Here is a 24,048-nt window from a genome sequence, read left to right as displayed (position 1 = left end):
GTCACATGTGATTAATAAGATACAATCCTTGATAGGAGCATTGTTTTGGAATTATTAAATGGTTAAGATTTTTGTTTTTATTTATGTTCTGATGAAAATAAATCAGGTAATTGGTCCATACTAAATAAGATTGTAGTTACGTTAAAAAAATAAAGAGAGAATAAGCACAGAATATTAGCTAGGAAACGATATCATTCGACGTGTTAGGTTGCAAAGGGGTTTAAAATAGTGTATAATTTATTGACACTTCGTAAACATGACACTATCGTAAGTGATGTTCGTCTGCTCATTTACGTTTTTTTTGTGTTTAAATAGAAAGGAAGCAAAGAATGACAGAAATTACATTTAAAGATCTTGCTTTATCACCATCAACATTAAAAGCAATTGAGGAGATCGGGTACGTTAAACCATCACCAATCCAAGCAGAAGCAATCCCAGTAGTATTAGCTGGAAAAGATATTATCGGACAAGCACAAACAGGAACAGGGAAAACGGCAGCATTTATGTTACCAATCCTTGAAAAAATTGATCCTAAAAATAAAAATGTTCAGGCATTAGTATTATGTCCAACTCGTGAGTTAGCGGTACAGGTTCATGAAGAATCTAAAAAATTCTCACGTAACAACCGTGATGTTCACATTTTATCAATTTATGGAGGACAATCATATGATCCTCAAATCCGCGCACTTAAAAAAGGTGTTCAAATCGTTGTCGGAACTCCAGGACGAGTTATGGACCACATGCGCCGCGGCACTTTAAAACTAGAAAACTTAAAAATGTTAGTTTTAGATGAAGCTGATGAAATGTTAAACATGGGATTCAAAGATGATATCGAAGAAATCTTAGAAAAAACACCTGAATCTCGTCAAACAGTTATGTTCTCAGCGACAATGGCTCGTGAAATCATGAACATTGCTAAAACTTATCAAAAAAATCCTGAAGTGGTTAAAGTCGTTTCAGAAGAATTATCAAACAAAAAAATCGATCAATACTACGTTGAAGTTAAACGCCAAGACCGTGTTCAAGCGATGATTCGTTGTATCGATATGATGGGATTAACTTCTTCTATCGTCTTCACTAATACTAAACGTGAAGTTGATGAATTAGTTTCTAAATTACAAGAAGAAGGTTACGTAACTGAAGGGTTACACGGAGACTTAAAACAAGCTCAACGTGACCGCGTTATGAACAGCTTCCGTCGTAAAAATGTTAATATCTTAGTTGCAACTGATATCGCTGCTCGTGGTATCGACGTAAGTAACGTTGAAGCAGTATTCAACTACGATATCCCATTAAATGAAGAAAACTATGTTCACCGTATCGGACGTACTGGTCGTGCGGGGATGACTGGATTATCAATTACGTTTGTATTCGGAAAAGATATGTTCCGTATCCGTCGTATTGAAGATTACACAAAAACAAAAATGTCTAAAATGCCAATTCCATCAGTAGAAGAAATTCAAGCGAAAAAATCTACTAATGTTATTGACGAAATCGTTGCTAATTTAGAAGGAAAAGATTTCTCTAAAGAAAACGAATTAATCGCTGCAATCTTAGAAAAAGGATTCACAATTGAACAAGTTGCGGCTGGTTTATTACAAATGAAAATTGGTCAAAGCACTAAGAAATATGCTCATATCGAAGAAGTTACAGCAGGTAATCCAAAAGCTAAAGGAATGCGTAAAAACGAAGTTCGTTTATTCGTAAACGTTGGTTCTAAGCAAAAAGTTAAGGCTAAAGACTTCGTTGGAATGTTAACTAAAAAGTCTGATATTCCTGCACGTGCAATCGGAGATATCGACGTTTATAAAAAATTCACATTCATTAATGTTGATAAAGCACACGCTAATAACATTATCCGTAAATTAAACTCAAAATTAATTAATGGTAAACCAATTCGTGCTGAAAAAACAGCTCCTGGTGCGGCAATGCCTAAAGATCGCTAATTAGTAGCGTTGATGTTATATAAAAAAAGCCTTCATAATCTTTATGGAGGCTTTTTCCTGTTTTTAAATTCTATGAAATAGTATTAACAAAATAACTAATTTTTTCCTATCGCTACAAGAGCTATGGTGTTAAAATAAATATATTGTGCCAGATGTGAGAATTGGAAGGGAGATATTTTTACCGTGTCAACAAGACTAAAACCTAAATTATTATCTGTTATGAAAACTTATAATAAGGAGCAGTTTATTAAAGACGTAATAGCTGGATTAATTGTTGCTATTATTGCTTTACCACTCTCAATTGCATTAGCAATTTCTTCGGGGGTTTCACCTGAACAAGGGTTATATACTGCTATTATTGCTGGTTTTTTTATTTCTTTACTTGGAGGTAGTCGTGTCCAAATCGGGGGACCGAGTGCTACGTTCATGGTGGTGGTTTATGGAGTCGTAGCTACTCATGGAACTGAGGGGTTATTGATTACTACGATTTTAGCTGGAATTATATTGATTTTATTTGGACTCTGTAAATTAGGTAGTATGATTAAGTATATCCCGTATCCAATTACGGTAGGATTTACAAGTGGAATTGCAGTTACCATTTTTAGTTCACAGATTAAAGATTTCTTTGGAATGAATATCGGGACTGTGCCAACAGAATTTATTGAGAAATGGATTTATTATTTTGAGTCATTTGATAAAGCAAGGTTGTTACCATTTATTATAGGTTCGTTAGCTTTAGCTATTTTAATTATTTGGCCTAAAATTAATAAAAAGATTCCAGGGTCTTTAATTGCGATCGTTGTAACAACATTTCTGGTATCTGTCTTAAAGTTAGATGTGCAAACTATCGGAAGTCAGTATGCAAATTTATCTTCTTCATTTCCAATGCCATCAATTCCTCACTTTACATGGGCTAAGATTCAAGTTTTATTAGCACCGGCATTTACGATTGCATTTTTATGTTCGATGGAATCATTATTATCAGCTGTTGTATCGGATGGTATGATTGGGAGTAAACATCGATCAAATATGGAATTAGTAGCAGAAGGGATTGCTAATATTGCATCAGGATTATTTGGTGGAATGCCTGCAACGGGGGCAATCGCACGAACAGTTGCAAACATTAAAAATGGAGGACGTACTCCAATTGCTGGAATTATTCATGCGTTAACATTATTATTTATTTTATTAGTGTTAATGCCGTTAGTAAAGTTAATTCCATTAGCTACGTTAGCTGCAATTTTAATTATGGTTTCTTATAATATGAGTGAGTGGCGTATGTTTAAAAAATTATTGCATGCACCAAAAAGTGATGTCGCAGTTTTATTAACGACCTTCTTTTTAACAGTATTATTTGATTTAACACTTGCTATTAGTGTTGGGATGGTTTTATCATCATTCTTATTCTTAAAACGTATGACAGATGTAACGGATGTTTATGGATTAGATTTAATGGATGATCATGAAGACAGTGAATTGTTAGATGATGAATTAAAAGAGGTATTATCAGATGAAATTTTAGTTTATGAAATTAATGGCCCATTTTTCTTTGGAGCTGCTGATAAATTTTTAGATTCAATTCAGTCGTTACAGGGGCCATCTAAAGTATTAATTATAAGATTGCGAAATGTACCTGTTATTGATGCTACAGCTGTTCATGCATTAGATTTATTATATGATAATTGTGAACGTTCAAATACGGTTTTAGTCTTGTCTGAAGTCGCAGATCGACCATATCAAGTTATCAAACGTGTTGGTTTAGTCAAACACATCGGTCGCGCAAATGTTTGCCGCGGATTTGAAGATGCGATTACAAGAGCAAAACAACTGATTGCTTAGTAAAAAAAGGTCCCTCTCTTTGGGGGCCTTTTTATGTTAAGAAAAACTTAAGGAATATTGTCGTAATTTCTTAAGTTTTTAATGGTATTTTATAAAAGAAATATGTCTCAGTTCATCACAAAATAAAAAAGCTTCCTAGATGGAAGCTTTTTTTTATTACCTAGGAAAAGGTTAATCTTGATCATTCATAAAGAAATAACGGTCATGTTCAAAATGATTTTGAACATTCATTAATGTTTCTCCAAAACGTTGGAAATGAACAACTTCTCGTTCTCTTAAATAACTTAGTACCTGACGAACATCTTCGTCTGTAGCTAAATCAAGTAAATGTTCATAACTTGCTCTTGCTTTTTGTTCAGCCGCCATATCAGCTGTTAAATCTGCTACTGGATCAGCTTTAAGTGCGACATAACCTGCATTCCATGGAACGCCATTTGGATCAGCTAGGAAAATCCCTGTTCCTCGTCCTGCATAGCTAGTATCAAGACCAGCAGCTTTAATTTCCTCAATACTTGCACCATCTGTTAACTGATAAATTAAAGAGGCCACAATTTCAAGATGAGCTAATTCTTCGGTACCAATATCGGTTAAAGTTGCAATTGATTGTCCTGTTGGCATTGTATAACGTTGATGAAGATATTCCATTGAAGCAGTTAATTCTCCATCAGCACCTCCTAGGGCATCATAAATATCTTTAGCCATTTTTAAATCACGTTTTTTTATATCCACTGGAATTTGTAATCTTTTTTCATATACCCACATTTAATATGTCCCCCTTATTTATTTTTCCATGGCCATGGTTCATCTATCCAATTATACTTTCCTGTTAAATCACTGTGACCGAAATTAAGGAGTGGACCATATTCTTTTTCGTATTGATCTTTTAATGATTGATATTGAGCAGTAGCATTTTTGTAATCAGCTAGTGCTTTTTGATTGCCTGGATGTGTATCGAGAAAAAGTCTTAAATCTACTGCAACTAAACTGATTGCTTGGATGTTACGTAGTAGTTCGTTTTTATTCATAGCGGTTACCTCCTCTTACAGGAACTTTTCTAGGAGTGTAAGGCATGTATAAATCTGCAAAGGCAGTTCCTTGTTGAAGTGTATTAGTAGAATCATTTAAATTTTGATAAGATTGCATTTTAACACAACTAGTTGCGAGTGGAATATTATCGCAAGAGATGAGTGGTGATCCATCAGCACGACCATCTCGATAAGATTGTGTTTTAGTATACACAGGTTGATCGGTATCATCACCATAGTATTCTTTTTCTAGCAAGTATAAGTTATAGTCTTGCATAGTTGAACCTTTTGGTTGTTGTTGAACGCTATAAACCATATTACCGGTTAGTGGATATTTCTCAGTTGTCGTTTTGGTTGTTGTTATTTGATTACTTACAGGTTCTTGGTTTGTACATGGTTGCGCATAAGTTTCAACATAAGTTGTTTTTTTATGATGGGTAGTCGTAGATTGATTCTGTGCAACTGGAACTGATTGAGTCGTTTGTGTTGTTACAAGTTGATTAGTTGGCATTCCAACTTGGCTACTATAAATAGAAGCAGTACCGTATGCTGGATAACTAGCAAGAGGCATTGATTGTGTAGAAATCATTGCATTTTGATAGTTAGGTTGAGTCATATTTTGGTCGTAACTAAGGGTATTATCAACCATATTTGGTTGAGTCACAGCTTGTTGAACCGTAGCTTGGGGAGTCATCATAGGCTGTTGCATCATAGCAGGCTGAGACACAACTTGAGAAGTCATCATAGGTTGTTGCATCATAGCGGGTTGAGTCATAGCTTGAGAAGCTATCATAGGTTGTTGCATCATAGCAGGTTGGGTCATAGCTTGAGAAGTCATCATAGGTTGTTGCATCATAACAGGTTGGGCCATAGCTTGAGAAGCCATCATAGGCTGTACCATAGTAGGTTGTACCATAGGCTGAGAAGCCATCATAGGTTGATAAAATGGCATTGCAGCTACGTTAGAACCTCCACAGGCACGTGACTGATTAGAATTCGAATTATAAATCAACGGTTTGCACCTCCATATTAAACAGTAATTAAAACTAATAAAATCCTCCAAATTTATTAGAAATTCATTACTTATTGGCAACATCTTTGCCTAATTCTAGCATATGATAAAAGTTTAATATGGTGAGTGAGAGACGAATGAGTTTGAATAAAATTGTAATTTTAAATAATATTGCTAAATCGTTTTTATGTTTTTGGCACTGTTTTATCTAATTTGTTCCATTTTATTTTTAAGATAATAGCGATAATTATAAAGGCTATAAAATCGGAGATAGGGAAGGCATACCAGACTCCATTAATTCCTAATGGTGTAAATCTAGGAAGAATAAGAATTAATGGAATCAGAATAATGAATTGTCTGAGAATAGATAGGAATAAAGAGGGGATGGCCTGACCAAGAGATTGAAATAAAGTAGAGGTGACCATTTGAAGTCCGATGGTCCAAAAGAAAAATAATTGTAGTTTTAAAACAAATGATGCTTCTTGCATAATTGTAGTATCTTTTAGGAATAAACTAATCGTTGCAAAAGGAAATAGAATTCCAATGACAGAGGCTATAACTCCAATAACAGTTGTATAAATTAAGGATAATTTAACAACTTGTTTAATTCGGTCTGGTTGTTTTGCGCCATAGTTATAGCTAGCAATCGGTTGCATTCCTTGATTGATTCCCATGATAGGAAGAAAGAAAAAGGAGATAATGCGGTTAACAGTACCGAATGCTGTTAAAGAGGCTGTGCCACCATAGGTTCTAAGAGTTGCATTGGTAATGAGCGCAAATAATGAGCTTGCACCATTTCTTGCGAAAGCTGAAAATCCGACACTAATGATGGACTTGATAATTTCTAAATTGGGAATTAGGTATTTCTTTTCAAATTTGACGATACTTCGATGACTCAAAATATAAAATAGTGAAAAAGCTGTTGCAAGCATCTGTGCGATAATCGTTGCTAAAGCAGCACCTTTTATTCCAAGCTTAAAGATAAAAATAAAAAGAGGATCGAGTGCAATATTAACAAGAGCACCAATTAAGACTGTTACCATTGATATTTTAATATTTCCTTCTGCACGGAAAACGGCGCTTGAAATTAAGGCTAGAGCATTGAATGGAATAGCCCAAATAGACATGCGTAAGTAATCTTTAGCAAATGGAGCTAAATCTTGATTGACGCCGAAAAAATATAAAATTTTATCTGTAAAAAGAAAGGTTAAAATCATTAAGATAATGGAAATTATTAAGGTTAACACGTAGGAATTTGTTGTAATTTGATTTGCTCGGGATTCATTTTTTTCACCGAGACTTCGCGAAATAGCAGAAGCTGCTCCAATTGAAATCATCTGAGCAAAGGCTACATAAAGGGTTTGAATTGGATAAACAATTCCAACCCCACCGACAGCCAAAATTCCAACGCCCTTGCTAATGAATATTGTATCAACAATGTTATAGATACCACTGGCAAACATTCCTAAAAAAGCAGGAAGTGAAAAAGAAAAAAGAAGCTTTCCAACTTTCTCACTTCCTAAAAAATCACTTCTAGATGTCATTCTTTTCACCACGTTATAATTTAATCTTTTTAAAATAGTATATGTAAATTTAAAGAAAAATCACTTTACATAAATTGTTAATTATTGATTGTTAGAAGAGAATGAAATAAAAACGTTTAAAAAATTTTTATTTGGATATATTAAAAAATAGTTTTTTATAGAAAAAAACGTTTTAAAACGGATATTTTTTTACATTTTTTGTTAATTAAAACCATCGTTTACCTAAATCTACCTAATTAATTCCTAAATATTACAATAATTTCTTGTATTAATTGGTAGTTTTTTATCCTATAATCATTTGAAGAAAAAAATATGTATATTTTGTGTATAAAGGAGTGGTACGGGATGGCGAGTCAATTATTTCTTCCGGCAATCGTTATTTTCTTGATTGCATATGGCCTTATTATTTCTGAAAAATTTAATAGAACAGTTATAGCTCTATTAGGAGCAGTTCTGATGTTAGTTTTTCATATCTTAACACAGGAAGAAGCATTAGGCTTTATTGATTTCAATACGGTCGGGCTCTTAATCGGTATGATGATTATTGTTAATATTTTAAAACGAACTGGAATTTTCCAATATGTTGCAATCAAAACAGCACAATTATCTAAAGGTAGTCCATGGAGAATTATGATTTATTTTGCGGTTATTACAGCTATTTCTTCTGCCTTGTTAGATAATGTAACAACTATTTTATTAATTGCACCGGTTACGTTTGTTATTACAGAAACGCTTGGACTTAATGCCATACCATTTTTATTAACCGAGGTATTTAGTGCCAATATCGGTGGATTAGCTACTTCAATTGGAGATCCAACAATCATTATGATTAGTGGAGCGACAGGGCTATCATTTACAGATGTCTTATTTAATTTAGGACCAGTTGTTCTTGTAATTTTTGCAACAGTCTTATTCATCTTAAAATTTGTATTTAGAAAACATTTTGTTATCAGTGATGAGAATAAAGCTAAAATTGCTGAATTCGATGTTTCTAAAACTATTACAAATCCTACGTTGCTAAAAAAAAGCGGGATTATTTTACTACTAACTATCGCAGGGTTTGCAACTCATCATGCACTTGGAATTGAGTCAGCAACTATTGCATTGTTTGGGGCTGGAGTCTTGTTATTAATTAGTAGAATTGATGTTGAAGAAGTTTTATTAGAAGTTGAATGGCCAACGATCTTCTTCTTCATGGGATTATTCGTCATGGTAGGAGCACTAGAAAAAGTAGGGGTACTTGAAGTTTTAGCCAGCGGATTGATTGAGTTAACAGGTGGAAATCTAATGATTACTGCATTACTTATTTTATGGGTTGCAGCTATTGCCTCTGCATTCTTAGATAATATTCCATTCGTTGCAACAATGATTCCTTTAATTATTAATATCGGAACAATGACTGGAATGAATATTGCACCGTTATGGTGGGCGTTAGCCTTAGGAGCTTGTCTAGGTGGTAATGGTAGTATCGTTGGAGCTTCATCAAATGTTATTGTTAGTGGAATGCTTCATAAGAAAGGATATAAATTATCGTTTGGGGATTTTTTAAAGATTGGATTCCCTATTATGATTATTTCTGTTATCATTTCTACTATTTATCTTCTAATCTTTTATGTATAATGTGATTAAATAATTTGATGATAAAGGAGATATATTATGGATAAATTTAATCCGGAATTTACAGGTGCAGGTATTTTTACGAACGCTAGTTATATGCGTATGCAAGCCAATCAACATGAAATGGTTTTACGTCAAATGGGTGGAGAAGTTTTACAACTCCCAAGTAGTTGCTGTTATGTAAGATTCCATATTGGTGATTTCCGCTTATCGTATGTTTACAACATTAACAAATCAAATCGTTACTTCTTAGAACGATTAAAACCATATCCCCTTCCTCTTAAAGAATACGAAAATGAAGAGGATGTTATTGAAACCATTAAAATTGATTTAGAGCAATTTAAAAATGCGGCAAAGAGTAAAAATATTGCCTCATTCATTAAAATCAATCAAGAGTTAAATAAAACCGCAAAGGCTTTTGAAGATTTGTTCTTGTATTACAATGTTGAAAAATTCCATGCAGAATCAATTTTAAATAAAATTCAAGAAATTGAAGATGAAATTAGAAAGACAGCAGAGGAATCGGATTTGATTTATGATAAATCAAATCCAAATTATTTAAGTCATGTCTTTCCTTCTAACGAAGAATAAAGAAAAAGCCATCATACGATGGCTTTTTTTATGGTAATTTTCGCAGGCGCTTTTTCACCTCTGATGCTAAATAGCAAAGAGCAATAATGTTAATGGTTGCAGTTAATCCAACACCGATATCAACTAGTGACCAAATAAGTCCTGCTGAAGCACAGGCAGAGATAATGATGACCACAATCACAATAATTCGTACGAGGAAGAGGACATGATTGGTTTTAAAGAGATATTTGACGTTAGATTCGCCATAAAAATATCCAGTTAAAATCGTACTAAAGGCGAAGAAGAAGATAGCAATTGCTAGAATAATTCCTCCAATTGGACCAAATAAACTTGTTAAAGCATATTGAGTCAGTTCAATCCCATTACTATAGTTATCAGCAACACTGATAGCATCTGTTACCATGATTAAAAAGGCTGTAATAGTACAAATGAATAAGGTTGTAACATAAACACCAAATGCTTGGATATAACCTTGTTCAATTGGAAACTCACTATCTGTTGTTGCAGCCGCGTGAGCACCCGATCCCATTCCCGCTTCATTTGAAAAAACCCCGCGTTTAATTCCTGTAATAATTGTAAACATTACGGTGCCCCCGATTAATGGAGAGGGTTGAAAGGCATCTTCGAGAATTGTAGTGAAGAATGTGGGAATATATGAAAGATGCGTCAGCATAACAAATATCCCAATTCCAATGTAAAATAGCGCCATAATAGGTACGATTTTTGAAGTCATTTTAGCTATGGATGCAGCCCCTCCAAATATAATGCATCCACTTAAAATGGCAAGAAAGATTCCTGTTATAAGCGGAGGGATAGATAATACATCATTAAATGAAGTCGCAATTGTATTAGCCTGAATTGCACTAAAACCAAAAGTATAAGTTAGAATAATAATAATAGCGTAAATGATAGCAAAAGATTTTTTATGTAAGCCATCTTCAATATAGTAGGCCGGTCCTCCAATATACATCTTTCCATCTTTTCGTTTATAAATTTGGGCAAGTGTACTTTCTGCAAACGAAGCGGCAGCTGTAATAAATGCGCTGACCCACATCCAAAAAACACTTCCCGGTCCTCCAATATAAATTCCGAGTGCAACCCCGGCCAAAGAACCTACCCCTACTCGTGCAGCGAGGGCCATAGTAAAGGATTGAAAAGATGAAACACCCTCACTAGTTGGTGTTTTTTTGGTTAAACATTTAATCATTTCCTTAAATCGAAATTGTGCCCCTCTATAATAAAAAGTAAAAATTAAGCTTACGATTAACAAAGTGGGAATTGCTAAGTAAGACCAAATAATGTGTTCTATTTCTTTTATCATATAAGTCCCCCATCTTTTTTTCCATCCTTGTTAACTATCTTATTTATCAACTTAAGAAATTATGTATTAAAAAAACGTAGGAATTCATAAGTAATTCCTACGTTTTAATGATTAAGCTTGTAGTTCTAATAATTTAGCAATGGTACGAACCATAACCCCAGTTCCACCTTTTGGTCCTAAGTCATGAGCTGCCTTTGTATCAGCAGTTCCTGCGATGTCTAAGTGAATCCATGGTGTTTCTTCAACGAATTCTTTTAAGAAAGCAGCCGCCATAATTGCTCCTGGTTTTCCAATTGGTGCATTATTTAAGTCGGCAACATCACTGGAACGTAATGCTTTTTGATCACGTGGATGAAGTGGCATTTGCCAAACGTATTCGTTTGTTAATTCTGCTGCTTTTAAGAATTGATTATAGAAGGTTTGGTTATTTGTGAAGGCACCTGTTGTATCCGTTCCTAAAGCTGCGATAATAGCTCCCGTTAAAGTGGCTAAATCGATAATTTTACTAGCTCCTAAATGTTTAGCAAATGTAATTCCATCTGCTAAGATTAAACGACCTTCAGCATCTGTATTGGTTACCTCAACTGTTTTTCCATTCATCGTTTTAATAACATCACCTGGTTTAATTGCATTACCGCTAATCATGTTATCTGTTGAAGGGATAACTAATAGTAAGTTAACGGGTAGGTTTAAGCGGACAGCTACTTGGAATGCTCCAAATGCTGAAGCAGCTCCCCCCATATCAGATTTCATATTTTCCATTCCAGCGCGTGGTTTTAAACAATATCCCCCTGTATCAAATGTTAAACCTTTACCGACTAAAGCTGTAATGTTTTCAAAACGAGGTGTTCCTTGATATTTAGCAACAATCATTTTTGGAGGTTCAACAGAACCTTGATTTACACCAAGAATTCCTCCCATTCCTAATTGCTCCATTTCTTCTTTTTCAACAATACGAACTTCAAGGTTATGTTCGTTTGCGAACGTTGCAACAGCATTTGCTAAATTAGTTGCTGTTAATTTATTTCCTGGTTCATTTAATAATTGACGAGCACTATTTGTTGCTTCTCCGTAGATAATACCGCGCTTTAAATCTGCTTCAATTGAACATTCACTATGAATGTAGAACTTGACTGGAGTTTTTACTTTTTCTTCTGTTTTATATGTTTCCATCTTATAAGTTGCAAGTGTAATAGCTTCACCACAAATCGTTGCTAACTCATTGATTGAGGTTTGTTTGCTATCAAATGTTTCAAGTAGGATTGTTACATCATCTTTTGCTATTTTTGCAACTTGTCCGATTACTTGGCGGCACTTCTCAGTATTAAAGTCTGTTGATTTTCCTAAACCAACGATATAAACTTTTTTGCTTTCAATTTGTCCAAGTGGATAAATTGGTGTAATCTCTTTGAAAGTAGTAGGAATTAATTTTTCTTCTAAAGAAGCAGATAAACGTTTATTTAACGCCTTATCTAATTGCAAGAATAATGGATGTGTCGTATCGCTAAATACACCAACTACTAAATTTGTTTTTTCATTTTTAAAATTTACTGTTGATTTAAATTGAATCATGTTTCTCACCCTTTCATTTGTCATTATTATAACATAGTTAAAAGTTTCCAGTTTGAAAAAAGCTTATATTTTATACTTTTTCTCATTTTTAGGATAGAATTTTTTTTTACTTTCATTCTAAATCTATTATATTTATTAAAAAATGACTCTCGTTATGAGAGCCATTTGATTCACTATTCAGATACAGGGACAACTGCTCCTTCGTAAGTATCAATAATGAATTGTTGAACTTCTTCAGAGTGTAACACTTTAACTAATGTTTGAATTGCTTCATTATTTTCATTTCCGCTCTTAACTGCAACGATGTTCACATATGGTGACTGTGATCCTTCCATTACGATAGCATCATTCATTGGATTCAATCCACCATCAAGCGCGTAGTTTGTATTAATTAAAACAGCATCACCTTCTTCAGCATTATAAACTTGAACTAGTAATCCTGGATCGATATCTGTTTGGAATTTTAAGTTTTTAGGATTTTCAATGATATTTTCTACAGTTGCTTTGCTAACTTCAACAGAATCATCTAATTTGATTAAGCCTTCTGTTTGTAATAATCCTAGCATACGTCCGTGATCAGCAACTGAATTACTCATGATGATTGTTGCTCCTTCTGGCAATTCATCTAATGATGTATATTTTTTAGAATAAACTCCAATAGGTTCGATATGAATTCCACCCGCATTTACAAGGTTTGTTCCATGCTCAACATTGAATTCTTCTAAATAAGGAATGTGTTGGAAGTAGTTTGCATCTAATTCTCCATTTTCCACCGTTGTATTAGGTAAAACATAGTCTTGGAATACTGTAATATCAAGCTCGATTCCTTCTTCTAATAATAATGGAGCAGCAAACTCTAATATTTCAGCATGAGGGACCGCAGATGCTCCAATAGATAACTTTGTCGTTTCTGCAGGTTTTACTTCCTCAGTTTCTGGCGCTTCTGGTGTAGAAGTTTCTGGTTTTGTGTCATTTTGGCAACCAACTAATGTTAGGGCTGCAGCAAAGCTTAATAAACCTAAAGATAATTTTTTCATATTTAATTCTCCTCCTTGGATTTTGTTTTTATCGTGTTCCCCCACGATTCCTATATAAATCTCAATTTCGTGAAAAATTAAGGATTTATCTAATAGTTACTTAACGTCAGATTTCTTTTAACGTTTATCGATTTTTTTAGTAATAAAATCTCCGAGCATTTGGATGGTAAAGACAATAATTAAAATGATGACTGTCGCTACAAATACAACATCCATGCGATTACGCTGGAATCCATCAAGATAGGCCAAATTACCAAGCCCTCCTGCTCCGATTACACCGGCCATTGCTGTGTAACCAACAAGAGAAATCGTTGTGACAGTAATACCAGATACTAATGCAGGTAAGCTTTCAGGAATTAAAACTTTCCAAATAATTGTCCATATTGAAGCTCCCATTGCGACTGAAGCTTCGATAACTCCTTTATCGATTTCGCGAAGAGCGATTTCTACTAATCGACCATAGAATGGTGCTGCTCCAATAATTAGAGCAGGAAGTGCAGCATTCGGACCTAACATACTTCCGACTAACCATTTTGTGAATGGAAGTAACAAAATAATTAAGATAACGAATGGAATTGATCGGAATATATTGACGAAAGCAGATAAAATACGATTAATCCATTTATTTTCAAGTAACTGATTAGGTCCTGTTAAGAATAAGATTAATCCGATGATAAGACCTAATAAGAAAACACAAATACAAGCAATTAGTGACATATATAGTGTTTCAGTTGTGGCATCAAACATTTTATCAAAGCGTACATTCGGTAGTAATGATGAAATCATCGTGCCATCACCTCAATTTCTACTCCTGCCTCTTTTAAATAATTAAGTGCAGAATTAATATCATTTCCTGTTAGTTGAACGTAAAGTGATCCATAACCACCATCTTGTGTTTGAACAACTTTCCCGTGAATAATATTAATATCAACATCATATTGTCGAATAACGTTTGTGATAAATGGTTTTTCAGCATTTCCTTGGAAGTATTTTAATAAAACAATTTTTCCATCAGGGAATTGTTTTGATAGGGTATCTAACGTATTAAGTGATTCGTCTTCATTGACAACTTGCTTTACAAATCGTTTAGTAACGGAGTGACTTGGGGTTCTAAAGACAGTTAAGACATCACCTTGTTCGATGATACGACCATTTTCCATAATGGCAACATGGTGACAGATTTTTTGAATGACATGCATTTCATGTGTAATTAGAACGATAGTTAAATTGTATTTTCTATTAATTGTGACTAATAAGTCTAGGATTTCGTCTGTTGTTTGTGGATCGAGGGCTGATGTAGCCTCATCACACAGTAAAACTTTTGGGTTATTTGCCAACGCTCTAGCGATTCCGACACGTTGCTTTTGACCTCCACTTAATTGGGAAGGGTAGTTATTTTCTTTCCCGCTTAATCCAACTAATTGAATTAATTCTAGTACACGAGGTTTGATTTCATTTTTCTTAACGCCAGCAATTTCAAGAGAAAAGGCGATATTTTCATAAACAGTTCGAGACCAAAGTAGGTTAAAGTGTTGAAATACCATTCCGATTTGTTGACGTGCTAAGCGAAGTTCTTTAGCAGATACCTTAGTTAGATCTTTTCCGTCAATTGTAACGGTCCCGTCGGTTGGTCGTTCGAGTAAGTTTAACATTCTGATTAATGTACTTTTTCCAGCACCACTGTAGCCGATAATTCCGAAGATTTCTCCCTTTTTAATCTCTAGATTAACAGAATCAACTGCTGTTACTTGGCCGGATGAAGTTTGGAATACTTTTTTAACTTGATCAAGGATAATCATATTCTCTCCCCTTTCCTTAGATAAGTCATTTAACATTGATACAAAAAAACCTTCCTACTTAGATAAGTAGAAAGGTGGACTACATTTGCATGTAATGTCACACTTTCTCTCATCTGTCAGATAAAAATCTGCAGGAATTGGCACCGTATCATTAATTGATGGTTGCCGGGCATCACAGGGCCTGTCCCTCCGCCGCTCTTGATAAGAGTTTGTGTATCTGTATAAAATTTTAGTTTGTTGTGACTTAATACTTATTATAAGGCGTTTAGTTTAAAAGTCAATCTATTTTTTCCATTTTTTAACTTATACAGAAATACATATATATAAGGTAAGAAATTAAAAAATATTTTTTTGTTTAGCGTTCCTAATTTTTTATACAATATTTAATAATTCTAGATTAATTTTAAAATAGGTATATTAAATGAGGTAAATAGATAAGATGTAGGAGCAAGGAAGATTAGAGATGGGGGAGATTTTATTGAATGATTACATTATTGTTATTATTACAATGTCAGTAGCGTTGGCAATGGATGCTTTTGCTGTTTCAATAACACTCGGAATGGATGGAGCTACAAGTTCAATAAGACAGCGCTTGAAGGTAGCGACAAGCTTTGGATTTTTTCAAGGATTATTATTTATTTTAGGAATTATCTCGCTGACAATCGTAAGTGGAAATATTACAACTTATAATCAATATATTGCAGGTGTTATTTTAATCATTTTGGGGTCAAGAATGATTAAAGAAACATTTGAAGAAGAACCAGATAATTGTCCGTATCCGATTTGCCAACAAAAAAAGTGTAGTCAGGTTAAGTGTTTACGAACTGGAAAAACAAATAAAATCACGTTTAGATTATTAGTGATGTTTGGTATTGCGACAAGTATCGATGCGTTAGCTGCTGGAATTACGTATGGACTAATTTATGAGCAGATTATGTTAGCTGTCATTTGCATTTCAGGTGTTGCCTTTCTTTTATCTTATATGGGAGCAACCTTTGGTAGAAAATTAGGTCATATAATTGGAAATAAAGCTAATATATTTGGTGGAATATTAATTGTTATATTAGGAATAAAATCTATATTGTCCTAATATAAAACTTCTTTAGGATGTATCTTAAAGAAGTTTTTTTAGGTGGATAAAAATGTCACAATAAAATTTCAAAATATTAGAGCATATAAGTTGATTTTTTCCATTATCGGCAATATAATAGACAATGTAAAAGATATATACGTTATAACGTTTATGGGGATAGTTAAATGTTATGATGCTATGCAAACCCTTTACAAAATGAGGCTATCTGTTATAAAATCAAAGTGCAGTAACAGGTATTCGAAATTTCAGAGAGAGGTTCAAATTGGACCACAAGGAGGAATTATCATGGAAGCTTGGCAAGGCTTTAAAGGTGAAAACTGGAAAGAAAAAATTGATGTGCGTGACTTTATCAATCAAAACATTACTGTTTATGAGGGTGACGATTCATTCTTAGCAGGACCAACAGAAGCAACAACAAAATTATGGGATCAAGTAATGGAATTATCTAAAGCTGAACGTGAGGCTGGTGGAGTTCTTGATTTAGATACTAAAATCGTATCAACTATTACTTCTCATGAACCAGGATACTTAAATAAAGAGTTAGAAACAATCGTTGGTTTCCAAACTGATAAACCATTCAAACGTTCTTTACAACCATTTGGTGGAATTCGTATGGCTGAAAAAGCTGCTGAATCTTATGGATTCCATGTAGATCCAGAAGTATCTCACATTTTCACTGAATACCGTAAAACTCATAACCAAGGTGTATTCGATGCTTATACTCCAGAAATCCGTGCTGCTCGTAAATCAGGTGTTATCACAGGATTACCAGATGCTTATGGACGTGGACGTATTATCGGGGACTACCGTCGTGTAGCTTTATACGGAATCGACCGTTTAATGGCTGAAAAATTAAATGATCATAACAATACATCTCGTATCATGGACGAAGAAACTATTCGTTTACGTGAAGAGATTTCAGAACAATACCGTGCGTTAAAAGAATTAAAAGAAATGGCTGCGAAACATGGTTTCGATATTTCTAAACCAGCTACAACAGCTAAAGAAGCTATCCAATGGTTATACTTCGGATATTTAGCAGCAATCAAAGAACAAAACGGTGCTGCAATGTCTTTAGGACGTACTTCTACATTCTTAGATATCTATATTGAACGTGACTTACAAAATGGAGTAATCACAGAAGAACAAGCACAAGAGATGATGGACCACTTCGTAATGAAATTACGTTTAGTTAAATTCTCTCGTACTCCAGACTACAATGAATTATTCTCAGGAGATCCAACTTGGGTAACTGAATCAATCGCTGGTATGTCAACTGATGGATTCCCATTAGTAACTAAAAACTCATTCCGTGTATTACATACATTAGATAACTTAGGACCAGCTCCAGAACCAAACTTAACAGTATTATGGTCAACTAAATTACCACAAGGATTCAAAGAATACTGTGCAAAAATGTCAATCAAAACTTCAGCTATCCAATATGAAAATGATGACATCATGCGTCCAATCTATGGAGATGACTATGCTATCGCATGTTGCGTATCACCAATGAAAGTTGGTAAACAATTACAATTCTTCGGTGCTCGTGCAAACTTAGCAAAAGCATTATTATATGCAATCAACGGTGGTAAAGATGAAAAATCTAAAGCACAAGTTGGACCACATTGGGCTCCAATTACTGACGAAGTATTAGATTACGATAAAGTAATGGAACGTTATGATGAAGTAATGGAATGGTTAGCAGATTTATATGTTAATACATTAAATATCATCCACTACATGCATGACAAATATAGCTATGAGCGTATCGAAATGGCATTACATGATACAGATGCAGAACGCGTTTCAGCAACTGGTATTGCCGGATTATCAGTAGTAGCTGACTCATTATCAGCTATCAAATACGCTAAAGTTAAACCAGTTCGTGATGAATTTGGAATCGCAGTTGATTTCGAAGTTGAAGGAGATTTCCCTAAATACGGAAACAACGATGATCGCGTAGACCAAATTGCAATTGATGTTATGTCTTCATTCATGACAAAAGTACGTAAACATAAACCATACCGTGCTAAATTACAAACTCAATCAATCTTAACAATCACTTCAAACGTTGTTTACGGTAAGAAAACAGGAACAACTCCATGTGGTCGTAAAGCTGGTGAACCATTCGCTCCAGGTGCTAACCCAATGCACGGACGTGACTCTCACGGAGCTATCGCTTCAATGTCATCTGTAGCTAAATTACCATTCGAGTCTGCACAAGATGGTATTTCAAATACATTCTCATTAGTACCAAAATCATTAGGACGTACAGATGAAGAACGTAACAAAAACTTAGTAGCAATCATGGATGCTTATGTAAACAAAAAAGGACATCACTTAAATATCAATGTATTTAACCGTGATACTTTATTAGATGCTATGGAACATCCAGAGAAATATCCACAATTAACAATTCGTGTATCTGGGTATGCGGTAAACTTCATCAAGTTAACTCGTGCTCAACAATTAGACGTTATTAACCGTACAATGCATGAAAAAATGTAATTGGGAAGAATAGAAGATAAGGTGATTAGTATGAATGGATATGTACACTCAGTAGAATCTTTCGGAACAGTTGATGGTCCTGGACTTAGATTTATCGTCTTTGTCCAAGGATGCGGCTTACGATGTGCTTATTGTCACAACCCAGATTCATGGAAAATGAAAGAAGGGAAAGTAACGGAAGTTTCAGAAATTGTTGACGAATTAATTAAGTATAAAGAGTTTTTTGAGGCTTCAGGTGGAGGAATCACTGTAAGTGGTGGAGAACCTTTATTACAAATGCCATTTGTGACAGAATTATTTAAAGAGTGTAAAAAACATGGCATTCATACTAACATCGATACTTCAGGTGATTTACATTTCAATACTGAAGAACGTAAAGCACAACTTAAAGAATTATTATCAGTAACAGATATGCTAATGTTGGATATCAAAATGTTTGACGCACACAAACATAAACAGTTAACTGGTAAAGATAATGCACACATATTAGAATTTGGTCGACTTGTATCGGATGCTGGTATTCCAATGTGGATTCGCCGTGTTTTAGTACCAGGATTAACTGATGATGAAGAAGATCTTAAACAAACAGCCGAATATATTAAAACTCTGAAAACAGTTGAAAAAATCGAAGTTTTACCTTATCACAGCATGGGTGAGTATAAATGGACTCAAATGGGGTATGATTATCCATTAAAAGGACAAGAGGCTCCAAGTGATGAAGTTGTTAAACATGCTGAAGAAATTTTAGGTAAAGCAATCTAAATTCCTTCTACCGCTAATCCTTCCTTTTTGTAGGATTAGCGGTTTTTATATGTTAAAAAAGGTTCTATCTCATTATGAGATAGAACCTTTTAACTTTATAATGTTCAAATATTAATAGTTTTTAGCTTGTAATTCAAAGTGTGCTTGTGGATAAGTGCATACTGGGCAAGCTTTAGGTGCTTTTTTTCCATAGTGGATATGTCCACATTCTAAACAAACCCATGCTTGTTCTTCTTCACGCTCGAAAACTTTACCTTCTTCAAGATTTTTTAATAATTCTAGGTAGCGTTCTTCATGGTGTTTTTCAATTTTCCCAACCATTTCAAATAATACCGCGATACGATTTAATCCTTCTTCACGAGCAACTTCAGCGAAGCGAGCATACATATCTGTCCACTCACCATTTTCCCCAGCAGCAGCATCTTTTAAGTTAGTCATTGTATCAGCAACTTCTCCGTCATGAAGTAATTTATACCATAATTTTGCATGCTCCATTTCGTTGCGAGCAGTTTCAAGGAATACGTTAGCAATTTGCTCATATCCTTCTTCTTGAGCTTTAGCTGCATAATAAGTATATTTATTACGAGCCATTGATTCCCCAGCAAAAGCTGTCATTAAGTTTTGTTCAGTTTTAGTTCCTTTTAAGTTACTCATTTTTCTTCCTCCATAATGTAAATAAATGGTTACGAATTAAATTATAGCATTTTACTTGACAGTTGTTCAAGGAACTATAAATTTAATGATATTGTTTTTGAAAATTTAAAAGCTATATTCAAAGGAATATAGCTTGATTTATATAGTGGTTACTAATTACTGGACTCAACTTTTTAATTAGTAATTTTTTGCTTCTTGTTGGAAGTATGCTTGTGGATGCGCGCAAACTGGGCAAGCTTTAGGTGCTTTTTTACCATAGTGGATATGTCCGCAGTTTAGGCAAATCCAAGCTTCCTCTCCTTCGTGTTCAAATACTGTTCCTTCTTCGATATTTTGAAGTAGTTTTAAGTAACGTTCTTCGTGATGTTTTTCGATTGTTGCTACTTGTTCAAATAGGTAGGCAATACGAGTGAATCCTTCTTCACGAGCAACTTCGGCAAATTCAGCGTACATATGGGTCCATTCATCGTGTTCACCGGCAGCCGCTGCTTTTAAGTTTTCCATTGTATTTCCGATACCATCATTTAATAATTTATACCACATTTTTGCGTGTTCTTTTTCGTTGTTAGCTGTTTCTAAAAAGATATTAGAGATTTGTTCATATCCTTCTTTTTTAGCTTGGGATGCGTAATAGGTATATTTATTACGAGCCATTGATTCCCCAGCAAAGGCTGTTAATAAGTTTGCTTCTGTTTTACTACCTTTTAAATTTGTCATTTGATAATCCCCCCGATAAGATAAGTTAAATCATCTTTACAAGCTTATCTTAGCATATAGAAACTATTTATCAAGGGTGATAGAAGCAACTTTTATATAAAATATCAGTAATAATTCTTAATATTTAAGCATAAGAAAAAGCAACTATCATATACTGATAATTGCTTTTTAATATTTATTTGTTAAAGATAAATTTTTCAATAACTTGAGCAATTCCATTGTCATTATTTGATGCAGTTACGTAGTTAGCAGCTGCTTTTACCTCATCGACTGCATTCCCCATTGCAACACCAAGTCCCGCAAATTCGATCATTGGAAGGTCATTGTATCCATCTCCACAAGCAATTAACTGGGATTTATCTAATCCTACGTGATCAAGTAATTTTTGTAAAGAATATGCCTTATTAATATTTTGAGGCATAATTTCTAAGAAGAATGGCATTGATCGCATAACACTTAGACGTTCTCCAAGACGTTCTTTAAATTTCATTTCAACTTCTGCTAGGTATTCGGGTTCGCCTGTACATAAACATTTAACTGAATTAAATGTGACTGCTTCTTTAAATCCTTTAACACGATTAAGAGGCATATTATTAATAGCTCCTTCTTTACGGATATATTGATCATCATCTTCTGTAATAATAGCTTCATCCTCATACGCCATAATATTTACATTCATTTCACGTGCTAAATCATATAATTCATGACAAATTTCAGGTGTTAATGATTTATCATAAATTAGTTCATCAGTTTGAACTGAAATGATGCGTCCCCCATTATAAGATAAGATGTATCCTGGATATTCATCTAATCTTAATTCTTTAGCAGCTTTAATCATTCCATAAGTTGGACGTCCAGAAGCTAAAACAATCATAACTCCATTTTCTTGTGCTTTGAATAACGCTTGTTTAGTTTCTGGTAAAATTTCATTTCTAGATGACATTAACGTTCCATCTAAATCTAACACGATCATTTTATAACTCATAGTTTTCTCCTTAGTTGAATATTAAATTTATTAGATTTAAAAACTGATTTTTTTGAAGGGGTAATTCATTAATTAAATTTTTAGATGAATTGATATACTTGAAGCAAATGTCGTTTGCTCTTTGGATATGTTCACTATTTTTAATTTGCTCACATAATAAATCAAATTTACTTTTTTCCGTTTCAACATTAAGTGATAAAAGATCGTCTTTTAAAAGGGAATCCTCTAATGCAAAAATCGTTGGCAATGTAATAATACCATTTCTTAAGTCATAGCCAACAGGTTTGCCTATTTTCTTTGATGTACTTGTAAAATCAAGAATATCGTCTTTTAATTGATAAGCGATACCGATTTGACTCCCAATAGTAGAGAGTTGATTGATGATATTGGCATCTAATCCCGCTACTAATCCACCAACAACTAAACTTAAAGAAATTAAAGCACCTGTTTTTTGATAGCTTTTATTGATGTAATCATCAAAACTTAAGTCAAAATTAAAGTGATTATGCTGTTGATTAAGCTCGCCTAAGCAAAGGTTATTCATAACAACCGCAATTTCTTGATGTAATTTTGGAATTTTAAATTCAGAAAAAAGCTCTAAACTTTTATTTAAAACAAAATTTCCAAGATGTACGCCGACCGTAAGTGAATATTGCTCATGCAGAGTGGTCACATTGTGTCTTGTTGTTGATTCATCGATGATATCATCGTGAATTAATGACGCAACATGCATTAACTCAATTGCAACTGCAGCTGTATAAATCTCTTGTTTATTGACATTCTCTTTTAAATCAGCTGCCAATAACACGAATAAAGGTCTAATTCTTTTACCACCGTTCATAATGATTTGAAGAAGATCGTTCATCATTTTAGGATCAGAAAAAAGTGTTGAATCCGAGCTCACAGCTTTAAGGAGTAGGTCATTAAAGTATTGCTCATCGTACCCAAATTTACATAATAAGCTCATCGTAAGGGACCTCCTCATTAAAGAATTTTATGATTTCAGATGTTAAAGAGGGGAGGTCTTGATTAATTGTGACTAATTCTATTTGTTTAAGCTTCTGTGCTAAATTATATTTCACGAGATGAAAAGCGTTAAGGGAGCAATAATGATAATAAAGGCTATAGAAATAATCTCCCAATAAAATGAATCTTGAAATCTCCTGATGAGATAAAGTATTGTTAATTTGTTGATGACAATTAATGTATAAGCTTAATAAACCTATCGCCACTAATGTTGATTTATACTCCTTGAAAGTCTTTTTATTCGAAATAAAATATGTCTCAAGATTTGCTAATAAGTCTTCATTCACGGAGATAGTTAATGAAATATGTGGAGCAATTAAAGTTTTAATTTCTGATATAACCTGTTCGTTCATGCATATTTCTCCCTATTATTCAAAGTTTTAACATAATTATTATTTGAAATTAAGGGATAAATATACAGACGAAGATTACAGACTTTTAATAACCTCTTCTTTAAGTGCTGCTAACGTTTCAGGCGTATAATTTTCCATATTGTTTGCATAAGAATTTGAAAAACCATCTGTTTCATCATAACGGGGAATTAAATGCACATGATAGTGGAATACCGTTTGTCCAGCTGCCACACCGTTATTATTAACAACATTTAATCCGTTACAATTGAATGTTGTTTTTAATGCATTTGCTAACTTTGGCACGATGCTAAAGACATGACTCATATCTTCTGCAGTCATTGAAAATACATCTTGAGCGTGTTTTTTAGGAATAACTAGAGTGTGACCCTTTGTTGATTGAGAAATATCTAAAAATGCTAATACAAATTCATCTTCATAAACGACATGTCCTGGAATTTCTTTATTAATGATTTTACAAAAAATACATTGGCTCATTGAGTAGCCCTCCTATCTTAACTTTCAATCTTCATGGTCTTAATTTTATCAAATAATTTGTAAACTTTAAAGTGCTAACATTATGTGCAAGGTAGGGGTTAAAAAGACGGTATTTGTCGTGATATAATATAGAGGTTCAAAGTCGGGAG

22 protein-coding genes and 1 riboswitch are annotated in these 24,048 nt (G+C 33.8%); of the genes, 7 read left to right on the top strand and 15 right to left on the bottom strand.

Features of this window, described 5'->3' with window-relative positions; all coding sequences use genetic code 11:
• The first annotated feature begins 329 nt into the window (after positions 1 to 329).
• Complete coding sequence (locus HLK68_RS04495; protein ID WP_006784750.1) at positions 330 to 1,946, top strand: DEAD/DEAH box helicase; 1,617 nt, start codon at positions 330 to 332, stop codon at positions 1,944 to 1,946.
• A gap of 183 nt (positions 1,947 to 2,129) precedes the next feature.
• Positions 2,130 to 3,785, top strand: coding sequence for a SulP family inorganic anion transporter (locus tag HLK68_RS04490; protein WP_006784751.1), 1,656 nt, complete (start codon positions 2,130 to 2,132; stop codon positions 3,783 to 3,785).
• A gap of 171 nt (positions 3,786 to 3,956) precedes the next feature.
• Here HLK68_RS04490 and HLK68_RS04485 read toward each other — a convergent pair whose 3' ends face one another.
• The 4 genes from HLK68_RS04485 to HLK68_RS04470 form a co-directional block, all read right to left on the bottom strand.
• Complete coding sequence (locus tag HLK68_RS04485) at positions 3,957 to 4,547, bottom strand: manganese catalase family protein (protein WP_006784752.1); 591 nt, start codon at positions 4,545 to 4,547, stop codon at positions 3,957 to 3,959.
• 14 nt (positions 4,548 to 4,561) lie between these two features.
• Positions 4,562 to 4,810, bottom strand: a complete 249-nt coding sequence (locus HLK68_RS04480) for a spore coat protein CotJB (protein ID WP_006784753.1) — start codon at positions 4,808 to 4,810, stop codon at positions 4,562 to 4,564.
• Positions 4,803 to 5,822 (bottom strand): spore coat associated protein CotJA, encoded by a 1,020-nt coding sequence (locus HLK68_RS04475; RefSeq protein WP_006784754.1) that lies wholly within the window; start codon positions 5,820 to 5,822, stop codon positions 4,803 to 4,805. Before HLK68_RS04475 ends, HLK68_RS04480 begins: the two co-directional genes overlap by 8 nt.
• A gap of 185 nt (positions 5,823 to 6,007) precedes the next feature.
• Entirely contained in the window at positions 6,008 to 7,366 is a 1,359-nt protein-coding gene (locus HLK68_RS04470) for an MATE family efflux transporter (protein WP_006784755.1), read from the bottom strand.
• Between the two features lie 345 nt (positions 7,367 to 7,711).
• Here HLK68_RS04470 and HLK68_RS04465 point away from each other — a divergent pair, with 345 nt between their 5' ends.
• Positions 7,712 to 8,986, top strand: a complete 1,275-nt coding sequence (locus tag HLK68_RS04465) for an ArsB/NhaD family transporter (RefSeq protein ID WP_006784756.1) — start codon at positions 7,712 to 7,714, stop codon at positions 8,984 to 8,986.
• A 36-nt stretch (positions 8,987 to 9,022) separates the two neighbouring features.
• Positions 9,023 to 9,574: a hypothetical protein gene (locus tag HLK68_RS04460; protein WP_006784757.1), complete on the top strand. Its 552-nt coding sequence runs from the start codon at positions 9,023 to 9,025 to the stop codon at positions 9,572 to 9,574.
• Between the two features lie 28 nt (positions 9,575 to 9,602).
• Here the strand turns inward: HLK68_RS04460 and HLK68_RS04455 are convergent, their stop codons facing one another.
• The 5 genes from HLK68_RS04455 to HLK68_RS04435 form a co-directional block, all read right to left on the bottom strand.
• Positions 9,603 to 10,895 carry an alanine/glycine:cation symporter family protein gene (locus tag HLK68_RS04455; RefSeq protein WP_006784758.1) on the bottom strand — a complete coding sequence of 431 codons (1,293 nt, stop codon included), beginning with the start codon at positions 10,893 to 10,895 and terminating at the stop codon, positions 9,603 to 9,605.
• A 111-nt stretch (positions 10,896 to 11,006) separates the two neighbouring features.
• Positions 11,007 to 12,467 (bottom strand): leucyl aminopeptidase, encoded by a 1,461-nt coding sequence (locus HLK68_RS04450; RefSeq protein WP_006784759.1) that lies wholly within the window; start codon positions 12,465 to 12,467, stop codon positions 11,007 to 11,009.
• Positions 12,468 to 12,640: 173 nt separating this feature from the next.
• The gene (locus HLK68_RS04445) at positions 12,641 to 13,504 is read right to left on the bottom strand and encodes a MetQ/NlpA family ABC transporter substrate-binding protein (protein ID WP_006784760.1); all 864 of its coding nucleotides are present in this window, start codon (positions 13,502 to 13,504) and stop codon (positions 12,641 to 12,643) included.
• A 117-nt stretch (positions 13,505 to 13,621) separates the two neighbouring features.
• Positions 13,622 to 14,290 carry a methionine ABC transporter permease gene (locus tag HLK68_RS04440; RefSeq protein WP_006784761.1) on the bottom strand — a complete coding sequence of 223 codons (669 nt, stop codon included), beginning with the start codon at positions 14,288 to 14,290 and terminating at the stop codon, positions 13,622 to 13,624.
• A complete protein-coding gene (locus tag HLK68_RS04435) occupies positions 14,287 to 15,303 on the bottom strand; it encodes a methionine ABC transporter ATP-binding protein (protein WP_006784762.1) in 1,017 nt (338 codons plus the stop codon). The genes HLK68_RS04440 and HLK68_RS04435 overlap by 4 nt, the downstream gene beginning before the upstream one ends.
• A 106-nt stretch (positions 15,304 to 15,409) precedes the next feature.
• Positions 15,410 to 15,511: riboswitch (SAM riboswitch) on the bottom strand.
• Between the two features lie 255 nt (positions 15,512 to 15,766).
• Between HLK68_RS04435 and HLK68_RS04430 the strand changes: the two genes are divergently transcribed.
• The 3 genes from HLK68_RS04430 to pflA all read left to right on the top strand — a co-directional run bounded on the left by HLK68_RS04430 (position 15,767) and on the right by pflA (position 19,669).
• Positions 15,767 to 16,393 (top strand): manganese efflux pump MntP, encoded by a 627-nt coding sequence (locus HLK68_RS04430; RefSeq protein ID WP_006784763.1) that lies wholly within the window; start codon positions 15,767 to 15,769, stop codon positions 16,391 to 16,393.
• 288 nt (positions 16,394 to 16,681) lie between these two features.
• Positions 16,682 to 18,907 (top strand): formate C-acetyltransferase, encoded by a 2,226-nt coding sequence (gene pflB, locus HLK68_RS04425; protein WP_006784764.1) that lies wholly within the window; start codon positions 16,682 to 16,684, stop codon positions 18,905 to 18,907.
• A 30-nt stretch (positions 18,908 to 18,937) separates the two neighbouring features.
• Positions 18,938 to 19,669, top strand: coding sequence for a pyruvate formate-lyase-activating protein (pflA, locus tag HLK68_RS04420; RefSeq protein WP_009606323.1), 732 nt, complete (start codon positions 18,938 to 18,940; stop codon positions 19,667 to 19,669).
• Between the two features lie 111 nt (positions 19,670 to 19,780).
• Here pflA and rbr (HLK68_RS04415) read toward each other — a convergent pair whose 3' ends face one another.
• The 6 genes from rbr (HLK68_RS04415) to HLK68_RS04390 form a co-directional block, all read right to left on the bottom strand.
• Positions 19,781 to 20,323: a rubrerythrin gene (gene rbr / locus HLK68_RS04415; RefSeq protein WP_055164419.1), complete on the bottom strand. Its 543-nt coding sequence runs from the start codon at positions 20,321 to 20,323 to the stop codon at positions 19,781 to 19,783.
• Positions 20,324 to 20,500: 177 nt separating this feature from the next.
• Positions 20,501 to 21,040 (bottom strand): rubrerythrin, encoded by a 540-nt coding sequence (gene rbr, locus HLK68_RS04410; RefSeq protein ID WP_009606327.1) that lies wholly within the window; start codon positions 21,038 to 21,040, stop codon positions 20,501 to 20,503.
• Between the two features lie 175 nt (positions 21,041 to 21,215).
• Entirely contained in the window at positions 21,216 to 22,025 is an 810-nt protein-coding gene (locus HLK68_RS04405) for a Cof-type HAD-IIB family hydrolase (RefSeq protein WP_132942744.1), read from the bottom strand.
• Between the two features lie 10 nt (positions 22,026 to 22,035).
• Positions 22,036 to 22,992, bottom strand: a complete 957-nt coding sequence (locus HLK68_RS04400; protein WP_006784931.1) for a polyprenyl synthetase family protein — start codon at positions 22,990 to 22,992, stop codon at positions 22,036 to 22,038.
• Positions 22,976 to 23,404, bottom strand: coding sequence for a hypothetical protein (locus tag HLK68_RS04395; RefSeq protein WP_132942743.1), 429 nt, complete (start codon positions 23,402 to 23,404; stop codon positions 22,976 to 22,978). Before HLK68_RS04395 ends, HLK68_RS04400 begins: the two co-directional genes overlap by 17 nt.
• A 75-nt stretch (positions 23,405 to 23,479) precedes the next feature.
• Positions 23,480 to 23,899 carry an HIT family protein gene (locus tag HLK68_RS04390; RefSeq protein ID WP_132942742.1) on the bottom strand — a complete coding sequence of 140 codons (420 nt, stop codon included), beginning with the start codon at positions 23,897 to 23,899 and terminating at the stop codon, positions 23,480 to 23,482.
• Positions 23,900 to 24,048 lie beyond the last annotated feature (149 nt).

Origin of the sequence: Turicibacter sanguinis (genome assembly GCF_013046825.1) — a bacterium.
Taxonomy (GTDB): Bacteria; Bacillota_I; Bacilli_A; order MOL361; family Turicibacteraceae; genus Turicibacter; species Turicibacter sanguinis.
Note: the sequence above shows the minus strand (reverse complement) of the source record. Positions and strands in the feature narration are given on the sequence as shown.